General features: G+C 68.2%; 1 protein-coding gene (running past both ends of the window). It reads right to left on the bottom strand.

The whole window is internal to a non-ribosomal peptide synthase/polyketide synthase gene (locus tag P3L18_RS11235) on the bottom strand: the coding sequence, 40,302 nt in all, runs 17,910 nt past the left edge and 10,367 nt past the right edge, and what appears here is coding positions 10,368-22,392, spanning codon 3,456 (partial) through codon 7,464 (complete); reading right to left, the first codon wholly in view occupies positions 12,022-12,024. Both codon boundaries (start and stop) fall beyond the window edges.

Here is a 12,025-nt window from a genome sequence, read left to right as displayed (position 1 = left end):
GGCGTCGAAAGCCGTCGGAAGGTAGGAGAGCCGTATCCGCATCCGTTCGCCGTCGGGCATGGTGGCGAGATTGAGCGGATAGTGCGTCGAGTCGCGGCTGTCGATGGCCCGCAGATCCAGCCCGCCGGTGGCCGAGCCACGCGATGTCGACTCCAGAGACGCGGTGTCGATCGGATAGGACTCGTGCACGGTGAGGGTGTCGAACAAGGCACCCGACACCCCGGTGAGGGCAACGAGATCGGGCAACCCCAGGTGCTGATGATCGAGCACGGAGACCTTCGCAGCCTGCAGCCGCGACAAGGCGTCACCGATGGTGGCATCGGGATCGACGTCGACAACGGCGGGCAGCGTGTTGATGAACAAGCCGACCATCGTCTCCACACCGTCGAGATCGGCCGGACGACCCGACACGGTCTCACCGAAGGTGACCACGCGTTGCCCGGTCAGGCGCGACAGCAGTACCGCCCAGGCGAATTGCATGACGGTGGAGATCGTCACGCCGCGCGAGCGGGCGAGATCCTCGAGTGCGGTGGTGGTGTGGTCGTCCAGCGTGACCGAATGTGTGTGCGGTGCAGCCGCAGCGGTCGCCTCGATACCCGGGGCCACCAGGGTGGCGCCCTCCACCGGTGCGAGTACCGAACGCCAGGCTTCGAGTCCCTCCCCGACGTCGGCGCGGGCCACACGCATCAGGTGTGTCGCGAAATCGGCTTCGCCGCTGCGTGTTCGACCGGTGTACGAGGTTCCGGTGGCGTACAGCGCGAGTAGGTCGGCCAGGACCAGTGGGCCCGACCAGCCATCGAGAAGCAGGTGATGGTTGGTGATGATCACCTCGGCGCCGTCGCGGTGACGGACGACCGTGAAGCGCACCAAAGGCGGCGACGAGAGGTCGAACCGGGCGATGCGTTCGGCGTCCGCGAGCGCGCGCACCTCGGCGGCCACGCCGTCGGCGGAACCGTCGAGATCGACGACGTGCCAAGGAACCTCGACCGTCGCCGGGACGACCGCCACGACCGCACCACTCGCAGTGCGGACATAACCGCTGCGCAACACGCGATGTTCGTCGAACAGGCGTTGCGCCGCCCGGCGGAGCCGCTCGAGGTCGACCGCGCCGAGCGACACCACGGCCTGGGTGACGTAGACATCGATGGTGTCGGCTCCGCTGCCGGCACGCTCGGACTCGAAGTACAGCCCTCGTTGGAGGGGCGTCAGCGGCCACACGTCCGCACCGGGGTACTGATGCGCCAGGGCGTCGAGATCGTGCTGGGTGACCCCGGATCCGGGGACATCCGACGGGCTGTGACCCAGATCGTCACCGCGGGTGACCGTCTCGACCAGCGCGGCGAGCTCGGAGCGCCACCGCCCGGCGAGGTCGTCGATGTCGGCGGCGTCGAACATGCCCGCCGGGAACGCGATGTCGGCGACCAGGTTCCGGCCCTGCGGCGTCGACTCCGTCACCACGTTGACGGTGAGTGCGTTGAGCACCACCATCGCCCCCGATGCCGACGATCCCAGCCCGCGCACGTCCGCGGTGGGCGCGAATGGTGCGGCCGTGCCGGCAGAGTCGTCGGCGCGGCCGCCGGCGCCGAAGTAGTTGAAGCCGATCGCCGGCAGCGGCCGACGAGCGAGCTCGGTGTCGGTTCGGGTGCCGTGGGGCCCATACCGCAACCAGCCGAATCCGGCTCCCGAATCCGGTTGTCCGAGACGCTCTTCCTTCGCCGCCTTCACTGCGTGCACGACGTCGTCGGCGGGATCGAGTGCCAGCGGGGAGATCGTGGTGAACCAGCCGACGGTCCGTGACAGGTCCGCGCGGCGTGGGTCGGCACCGGAGGCCACCAGTTCTTCCTGACGTCCGTGGCCCTCGACGAGAACGGTGACCGGCTGCTCGTCGAGGATCTCGCGTGCCACCTGCCATGAGCGCACCGCACGTGCGAGCGCACCGAGCAGGACGTCGTTGACGTTGCCCCGCAACGCCGCAGGGACGTCGGTCACGAGTGGCTCGGTGAGCGAGGCGTCGACGGCCATGGTGACCGACACGGTGGTTTGAGCCCGGTCACGCGAACGGTCGATGCTCGCGCCGAGCGGCGTGGTCGCCCGTCCGAGACGTTGCAGCCAGTGGTCGAGTTCGTCGGTGCGGTCGGCCGATGACTGCGCCAGACGGTGGTACCACCCGCGTTCGGAGGTGGCCTCGGCGCGCAGTTCGACGGGCCGCCGGCCGGCGCGCTGGGACCAGGCGGTGACCAGATCTTCGATCAGGATCGGCCACGAGACGGCGTCGACCGAAAGGTGGTGCAGCACCAGCACGATGCGGGCATTGCCGTCACGATCGTGGACCAGTCGGGCGGCCAGCGTGACACCGGCACCCGGGTCCAGGGACGCCGACGCACTCGCGTGTGCCTCGCGGAGCGCGGTCGCGTACTCGTCGCTGCCGACGGTCGAGGGCACCGAGGTCTCGGTGACCGTCGTGCGCAAGTCCACGTCGACGCCGACCGTCATCCGCGCACCGCCGTCGACGACGTCGAGGCGCGTCGCCAGCGCCGGGTGCACGGCCAGGAGTTCGGCGAGGAGTTCAGCCAGGTCGTCGACGGTCAGGCCGGCAGGCGCGGTGAGCACCATCGACTGAGAGAAATCGGCGAAATCGTCAGGGGTGTCGGACAGTTCGAGCATCCATGACACGACCGGCGGGATCGGCACCTCGCCGCGATTGCCACCGGCGGGGTCGGTGAGGTCGGGCAGGGCGGTCCGCTGCGCCGACAGGGCCCGGGCCATCGCGCGCACGGTTCGATGCTCGAAGATGTCGCGTGGGCTCAACGTCAGCCCACCGGCGCGTGCCGCCGAGGCCAGCTGGATCGACATGATCGAGTCGCCGCCGAGGGCGAAGAACGACTCGGTCGCGCTTATTCGTTCGACACCGAGCAGTGCCCCGATGACGGCGGCGAGTTGCTCCTCGACCGGCCCTTCGGGTGCGACGTACTCGTTCTCGGTGCCACCGAAGTCCGGGGTGGGCAGGGCCCGACGGTCGAGCTTGCCTGCGCTGTTGAGGGCGAGTTCGTCGACGGTCATCCAGACCGTGGGCCGCATGTATTCCGGCAGCGCCGCAGCGATGCGCGCACGCACGTCACCGACATCCACCGAGGCCGGCGACAGATAGGCCACCAGGTGTTGCGCACCGGTCGGCGCGACGGCCACCGCAGCCGCAGCATGCACGACACCGGGAGCCGACACGAGGACCGACTCGATCTCGCCGAGCTCGATGCGTTGCCCGCGCAACTTCACCTGAAAGTCGGTGCGGCCGAGGTACTCGATCGCACCGGAGGCGTTGCGGCGCACGAGATCACCCGTGCGATACAGCCGTGCACCCGCGGCACCGTAGGGGTCGGCGACGAAGCGTTCGGCGGTGAGCACCGCGGCACGTGCGTAGCCGTCGGCGATCTGCACGCCACCGAGATACAGCTCACCCGGGACGCCGGCCGGCACCGGACGCAGACGTGCGTCGAGCACCAGGGCGGTGGTGTTCGGCACGGGTGTGCCGATGGTGATGACATCGGGCGCCGCGGTGACGTCGGCCCCGGTCACCTCGACCGCGGCTTCGGTCGGGCCGAACAGATTGTGGATCTCCACCCACGGCATGGCCCGGTGCAACCGCGCCACGGTCGCGGCGGGCAGCGCCTCACCGGAGGCGAACACCCAACGCAGACTGGTCAATCGGGCCAGTTGGGATTGCTCGACGACGTCGAGGAACACCGACAGCATCGACGGCACGAAGTGCACGGAGGTCACCACGGCCGACTCGATCAGATCCGCGATGTAAACGGGGTCGGCGTGTCCGCCCGGCTCGGCCACGACCACCGTCGCCCCGGACATCAACGGCGCGAACAGCTCCGGCACCGAGACGTCGAAGGTGTAGGGCGTCTTCTGGAGGATTCGATCGCCTGCCGACCACGCGAAGGCGTCGAGCCCCCAGCGCAGTCGGTTGTACACCGCACGATGCGAGACGGTCACGCCCTTGGGACGCCCGGTCGATCCGGAGGTGAACAGGGTGTAGAGGGCGTCGTCGGTGCGCAGGGGGCGCAGTCGCTCGGCGTCGGTGATCGGTGTGAAGGTCGCGTCCGGATCCAGCATGGTGGCCGTGTCGACGACGATCGTCGACACCTCGTCGCCGAGCGCACCGACCGCGGGCGGAACCTGCGCTCCGACGAGAATCAATGCGACACGGGCCGTGTCGACCATACTGGCGACCCGCTCCGCAGGGGCTGCGGTGTCGATCGGCACGTACTGTGCACCTGCGGCGACGACCGCGTGGATGGCGACGAGCATCTCGACCGACCGGTCGATGGCAATGCCCACCGCCACACCCGGTCCGACGCCGGTGGCGATGAGCCGGCGAGCGAGCTCGCTGACCCGAATCCCGAACTCGCCGTATGTCGTCGACCGATCCGCCATCTGCACCGCGACCGCAGTGGGGGTGGCGAGGATCTGGGTGACGATCGCATCGGCGACGGTCTGGGCCTCGTACGCCACAACCGGGCCCGCCGAGAGTGCCAGCGCGTGGGCCACCTCGTCGCCGCCGATCCAGTCGGCATCGGCGATGGGCAGCGACGGATCGGCGGTCAGGGCATCGAGGAGGCGGACGAACCGCTCGGCGAAGACGACCATCGTGGCCTCGTCGAACAGATCGGTGGCATAGATCAGCGTGCCCGCCCAGGATCGCCCGGGCTCGTCGGTGGACAACCCGACGGTGAGGTCCAGCTTGGCCGGAACTTCCTCGGGAACAACAGATTCCACCCGGAGATCGGCGGTCCCGGCGACCGATGCCGCGGCGAGTTCGGGGACCGCTCCCCCGTCGAGGGTCACCATCACCTGGGCCAGCGGCGCGAACGCTTCCGACCGGGTCGGGGCGAGCGCTTCGACGACCGCCTCGAAGGGCACGTCGGCATGGGCGAAGGCGTCGAGGTCGGTACCGCGCACCTGCTCGAGGAGATCGGCCAAAGCGGTGTGCACGTCCACCCGGGTGCGCAGGACAAGGGTGTTGACGAACATCCCGACGAGATCGTCGAGCAGACGGTCACCGCGACCGGCGATGGGAGTGGCCACCGCGATGTCGTCGGTCGCGGTCAGTCGCGCCATGAGTGCGGCAAGAGCGGAGTGCACGACCATGAACGCGGTGGCGTTGTGACGCTGCGCGACTGCGGCGATCCGTTCGGCCACCGGCGCCGGGACCTCGAAGCCCAGGCGTACGCCACGCTGGCTCGCGATCGACGGACGCGCACGATCGGCGGGTAGGTCGAGTACCTCGGGTAGACCCGCGAGGTGCTCGGACCAGTAGGCCAGTTGGCGTCCGAGTACCGAATCGGGGTCGTCGACCGCACCCAACGCATCGCGTTGCCAGAGGGCGACGTCGGCGAACTGCACCGGCAGCGCGGGACGTGTCCCGACGGCGGAGCCGTCCCCGTTGACCCCGACGGCGGAGCCGTCCCCGTTGATCGAGTAGGCCGCGATCAGGTCACCGAGCAACGGCGACAACGATTCCCCGTCGGCGGCGATGTGGTGGAGGACCAGTGCCATGAGGTGTTCGCCGGGGCCGGTGGCGGCGATCCGCACCCGGATCGGCCACTGCCGGGTCACGTCGAACCCGGACCGCACCGCGTCCTCGAGGTCCGCTGCCGTGCCGACCACGGCGAAATCGAGGGTGTGTTCCACCGACTCCGGCGGGTGGATGATCTGTTCCGGCGCTCCCCCCGAGACGGACTCGAAGGTGGTGCGCAGGATCTCGTGGCGGATCACGACATCGACGACAGCTGCGCGCAGCGCCGTGACGTCGAGCGGACCGGAGAGACGTAGCACGACCGGGATGTTGTAGGCGGGTGAGGTGACGTCGAACTGGTTGATGAACCAGATACGCTGCTGTGCGAACGACAGCGGAATCACTTCCGGGCGGGGTGTCACCGGGCGGAGCTTCGACAGTCCAGCCGGCCGATCACTGAGCGCCGCAACGAGATCACCGAGGACGGGCGTGTCGAAGACGTCGCGGACCGACACCTCGACCCCGAGTGCCTCACCGAGGCGCGCGGCCACCCGCATCGCTGCCAGTGAGTTGCCGCCGACGTCGAAGAAGGAGTCGGCCAGGCCGACGCGCTCGACGCCGAGGACATCGGCGAATACCTGCGCCGCGACCATCTCGCGGTCGGAGGTGGGTGCGATGTATTCGGCGGTGTGCGCCTGCGGCTGCGGCAGCGCGCGACGATCGACCTTGCCCGCACTGCCGAGCGGCATCTGTTCGAGCACCATCCAGGTGGTGGGCCGCATGTACTCGGGCAGGGCGGCGCGTACCGCGGACTGCGCGGCGGCGAGGTCGGCGTTGCGGGGTGCGAGATAGGCGACGAGTTGTTCCCCCGCAGCGGTGTGCGCCACCGTGACGGCAGCGTGGACAACGCCCGGTACGCCAACGAGGACGGCCTCGATCTCGCCGAGTTCGAGGCGCTGACCGCGCAGCTTGACCTGGAAGTCGGTGCGGCCCAGGTATTCGAGCTCGCCATCGGCGTTCCACACCACCCGGTCACCGGTGCGGTACAGACGGGCACCGGCTGGTCCGAACGGGTCGGCGACAAAACGTTCCGCGCTCAACTCGGGGCGTCCGGCATATCCCCGGGCCACCTGCACCCCACCGAGATACAACTCCCCGACCACCTTCGGCGGTACCGGGTGGAGTCGATCGTCGAGCACGTGGGTGGTGGTTCCGGCGACGGGGCAGCCGATGGGGATCACGGTGTCGGTCAACCGAACCCGATGTTCGGTGACGTCGACGGCAGCCTCGGTCGGCCCGTAGAGGTTGTGGAGTTCGACTCGGTCGAGCAGGGTCAGCAGGGTGTGGGCGGACGCCGCGCCGAGGGCCTCACCCGAGGTGAAGACCAGCCGCAGCGACGTCAGGTATCCGACGCGGGTGCCGAGGGCATCGAGGAACGCCGACAACATCGACGGGACGAAGTGGGTGACGGTGACGGCGTGCTCGGTGATGAGCGCCGCGAGGTGGTCGGCGTCGCCGTGTCGGCCCGGCTCGGCGAGCACCAATGGCGCCCCGTGGAGCAACGGCCACACCAATTCCCATACCGACACGTCGAAGGTGTATGGCGTCTTCTGCAGCACCACGTCGGCGGCGGTCAACCGGTACAGGTCCTGCATCCACTCGAGTCGATTGGCGATCGCGTCGTGGGACACCGTCACACCCTTGGGGGTGCCGGTGGAGCCGGAGGTGAAGAGAGTGTAGGCGGCGTTGGTGCCGCGCAACGGGGCACGACGCTCGTGATCGGCGATGGCGGAATAGTCGTCACCACAGTCGGATTCGGCGTCGACGACGAGGATGGTCAGGCCGAGTTCCGGCGCGGTGGCGGCCAGGGTCGTGGTCGTGGCCGAGACCAGTGCGACGGCGATGGCAGCGGAGTGGACCATCGCCGTGATCCGCGCGGCCGGTGCCTCGACATCGATCGGTACATACTGTCCACCTGCCGCGAGGACGGCGTGCACGGCGATCATCATCTCTTCCGAGCGTGGAATACTCACCGCCACAGCGGTATCCGGTCCGACGCCCTCATCGATGAGGCGTAGGGCGAGATCTCGGACACGGGCACCGAACTCACCGTAGGTCAGGTGCCGCGCTCCACTGATGAGCGCCACGGCGTCGGGGGCTCGGCGTACGGTCTCGCCGATCTGTGTCGGGATCGTCTTGTACACCGGCGCCGTTGGTGCGCCGACGGACCAGCGGCCCACCTGTTCGGCGACGTCGGGGGCGATCAGCGAGGCATCGTTGACGGCAGTGTCGGGGTCGGCGGCCAACGCCGACAGCACACGCACGAACATGTCGGTGAAGGCGGCGATCGTCGTGGCGTCGAAGAGGTCGGTGGCGTAGAGCACCGACCCCGACCATGGTTGTCCCGCGACGCTGCTCGCCAGGGTCACCGTGAGGTCTACCTGGGCCGGCACCGACGGTGCGGCCAGTGGCGTCACGGTCAGGCCCGCGACCTCGCCGGCTGCCGGTGCACCTCCGGCAGTTGCGTCGCCGGCCATGCCGGCCACCGCTTGATCGAAGCTCAGCATGACCTGCGCGAGGGGCGCGAAAGCTTCGGAGCGCACCGGGTCCAGCGCTTCGACCAGCGTCTCGAACGGGAGCTCGGCGTTGGCGAAGGCGTCGAGGTCGGTGATGCGAACGTCGTCGAGAAGCGCACGGAAGTCCGCGGTCCCGTCGACTCGGGTGCGCAGCACGAGGGTGTTGACGAACATCCCGACGAGGAGGTCGAGATCGCGGCTGCCGCGACCGGCGACCGGTGTGGCGATCGCGACGTCGTCCGTGCCGGCCAGACGGGACAGCAGCACCGCGAGCGCGGCGTGAACCACCATGAACGGTGTCACGCCGGCTGCGGTAGCGAGGTGTGCGATGTCGCGGGTGAGCGTGGCGGGGATCTCGAAGTCTGCCCGCGCACCGCGATGTGAGGCGATCGCCGGACGTGGCCGATCGGTGGGCAGGTCCAGGACCGGGGCCAAGCCCCGCAATTGTGTTGTCCAGTAGTCGAGTTGAGTGCCGAGTACCGAGCCGGGATCGGTGGCGTCGCCGAGCACCCGGTGCTGCCACAGTGCGAAGTCGGCGAATTGCACCGGCAGAGCATCGAACTCAGGGCGTCGTCCGTCCGTGCGGGCGTGATAGGCCGCCAGCAGATCGGAGACCAGAGGGGCCATCGATTCCCCGTCGGCCGCGACGTGGTGCAGGATCAGGGCGACGATGTCGGAGGGAGCCTCGGAGGCCTCCCGGAGAACGCGGATTCGCAGCGGGAGCGCCTCGCCGAGGCGGAATCCCGCTGTTGCGGCCGATTCGAGCCCTTCGGAGGTCGTCACCTCGGCCCAGTCGAGCATGGCGTCGATGGACTCCACCGGGTGGATCACCTGGTGCGGTGTGCCGTCGGCGTCGGGGAAGGTGGTGCGCAGGATCTCGTGTCGGGCGACGACGTCACCGATGGCGGCGCGCAGTGCCGGGCGATCGAGTCCGCCCGTGACGCGCAACAGGATCGGGATGTTGTAGGTGGGCGCGTCGGGTTCGAATCGGTTGATGAACCAGATCCGTCGCTGGGCAAAGGACAGCGGGATACGTTCCGGCCGTGGCGTGACCGCGGTGACCGGCGGTAGTGCGCGCGCATGTCCACGCGTGCGCGCGAGAAGCTCGCGAACCGTGGGGGCATCGAAGATGTCACGCACCGACACCGACACACCCAACGCATCCGCCGTCCGCGCCGCCAACCGCGTCGCCGACAACGAATTACCACCCAAATCAAAGAAACTCGCCGTCACCCCCACCTCGTCGACACCGAGGACCTCAGCGAACACCGCAGCCACCCGAGCCTCATCCACCGACGCAGGCGCCACCACCTCACCAACCGACACCCCGGCATCCGGCAACGGCAACGCCCCACGATCCAACTTGCCGTTCGCCGTCAACGGCAACCCCGCCACCTCAACCACCAAATCCGGCACCATGTAACCCGGCACCACCCGAGCCACCGCCGCACGCACCTGCGCGGCCTCGACCACCGAACCCGGCTCACCGACCACATACCCGACGAGCTGCTCACCACGACCCGGCAACTCCACCACCCGCGCCGCCGCCGCACCCACACCCGGCACCGACAACAACGCGGCCTCGATCTCCCCGAACTCGATCCGATACCCACGCAACTGCACCTGCGCGTCACCACGACCCACATACTCGATATCCCCGGCCACCCGACGCGCCAGATCACCCGTCCGATACATCCGCGCACCCACCGGACCGAACGGCGACGCCACAAACCGCGTCGAGGTCAACCCCGACCGCCGCAGATACCCCTGCGCCAACTGCCCACCCACCACATACATCTCACCGACCACACCGTCAGGCACCGGACGCAACCGCTCATCGAGCACATGAATCCCCAACGACACCAACGGACGACCGATGTATGACGCATCCCCCGCCGACACCACCGCACGATCCAACGGCCGGAAACTCACATGCACCGTCGTCTCGGTGATCCCGTACATATTCACCAACCGCGCATCATCGCCAGGATTGTCATCAAACCACCGACGCACCTGCTCGAAACTCAACGCCTCCCCACCGAACACCACATACCGCAACCCCAACGACAACCCCGGCACCCGCCGACGCGCCTGCGCCACTTGATAAAACGCCGACGGCGTCAAACTCAACACCGTCACACCCTCGACCGCAACCAACCGCACGAACTCCTCAGGAACCCGCGCCACCTCACGATCCACCACCACCAGACGGCCACCAGAAAGCAACGGCCCCCACAACTCCCACACCGAGAAATCAAACGCATACGAATGGAACATCGTCCACACATCATCAGCCCGGAACTCGAAATCACCCGCAGCCGAATCCATCAACGTCACCACATCACGATGAGTGACCTCCACCCCCTTCGGCCGACCCGTCGACCCCGACGTATAAATCACATACGCACGCGAATCCGGATGCACCACAACATCATCAACACCACCACCCGCACCCGACGCGGCCAGCGACTCCACCGTCACCACATCCACACCAGCGCCGAGCTCACCCCACAACCCCAACCCCGACGACACCTCATCGGTCACCACCACCCGCGGCGACGCATCCTCCACGATGAACCGCAACCGATCCACCGGATTACTCACATCCAACGGCAAATACCCCGCACCCACCCGCAACACACCCACGATCGCCGCCACCAAATCCACCGACCGCGACGGCGCCACCGCCACCAAATCCCCCACACCCACACCACGAGCCCGCAACCCCGCCGCCACCGCAGCCGACCGCTCACCCAACTCCCCATACGACAGCGTCACCGACCCCGCCGACACCGCCCCACGACCACCGAACCGCCCCACGGAATCGGCGAACAACTCCACCAACGAACAACCCGCATGCACCGACTCCACCACCGGAGCCACCAACGACCCGCGGTAGGCGTCCTCATCCACCAACGACACCGACGACACCGACGCACCCGGATCCGCCACCAGACCACGCAACACCCGGACGAGAATGTCGGCGAAAACCTGCACCTGTTGCGCGTCGAATGCGGCAGGAAGGTACTTGAGCTTGAGTTCGATCCGATCGCCGATGACGCCGCTGACGAGGTTGAGTGGATACTGGGTGGCGTCGGAGGTGCTCAGGTCCTTGATTCCGATGCCTCCGACAGCGCCTGCGCCGGTGAGTGATTCGGCATTCACCGGGTAGGACTCGTGCACGGTGAGGGTGTCGAACAGCGGCCCCTTGCCGACCAGCGCGGCCAGGTCCGGCAGGCCGATGTGCTGGTGGTCGAGGACTGCGATCTTGCTCGACTGGATCGTGTCGAGAATGTGCGCCATCGACACGTCGGGATCGACGTCGACCACCGCGGGCAGCGTGTTGATGAACAACCCAACCATCATCTCCACACCGTCGAGATCGGCCGGACGACCCGAAACGGTCTCACCGAAGACCACGACCTGCTCGCCGGTGATCCGCGACAACAGTGCGGCCCAGGCGAATTGCATGACCGTGGAGACGGTCACCCCGCGCGAGCGGGTCAGTTCGTCGATGGCCGTGCTCAATTCGGCGTCGAGGAGCAGGCTGTGATCGCGGGGGCGCATCTCGGTGGTGGCCTCGAGGCGTGGTGCGAGCAGAGTCGGATCGACGACGCTGTCGAGAACCGATCGCCAGGCCGCCAGGCCGGCAGCGGTGTCGGCACGGCTGATGTGGCGCAGGTAGTCGGCGTAGTCGGCGGTGTGCTCGGTCGCCGTGGCGGTGTAGGCGCGGCCGGTGGTGTAGATCGCGAAGAGGTCGGCGAGGATCAGCGGCGACGACCAGCCGTCGATGAGGATGTGGTGGCTGGTGACGATGAGGGTGGACTCGGTTCCGTTGCGCACCAGCACATACCGCATCAGGGGCGCGGACTCGAGATCGAAGGGGCGGGTTCGTTCGGCTTGCGCGATACCGTCCACTCCCGCCGCA

This window comes from Gordonia sp. N1V (assembly GCF_029269935.1).
Classification (GTDB): Bacteria; Actinomycetota; Actinomycetes; order Mycobacteriales; family Mycobacteriaceae; genus Gordonia; species Gordonia polyisoprenivorans.
The sequence above is the reverse complement of the archived record's forward strand: the minus strand, read 5'-3'. Positions and strand labels throughout refer to the sequence as shown.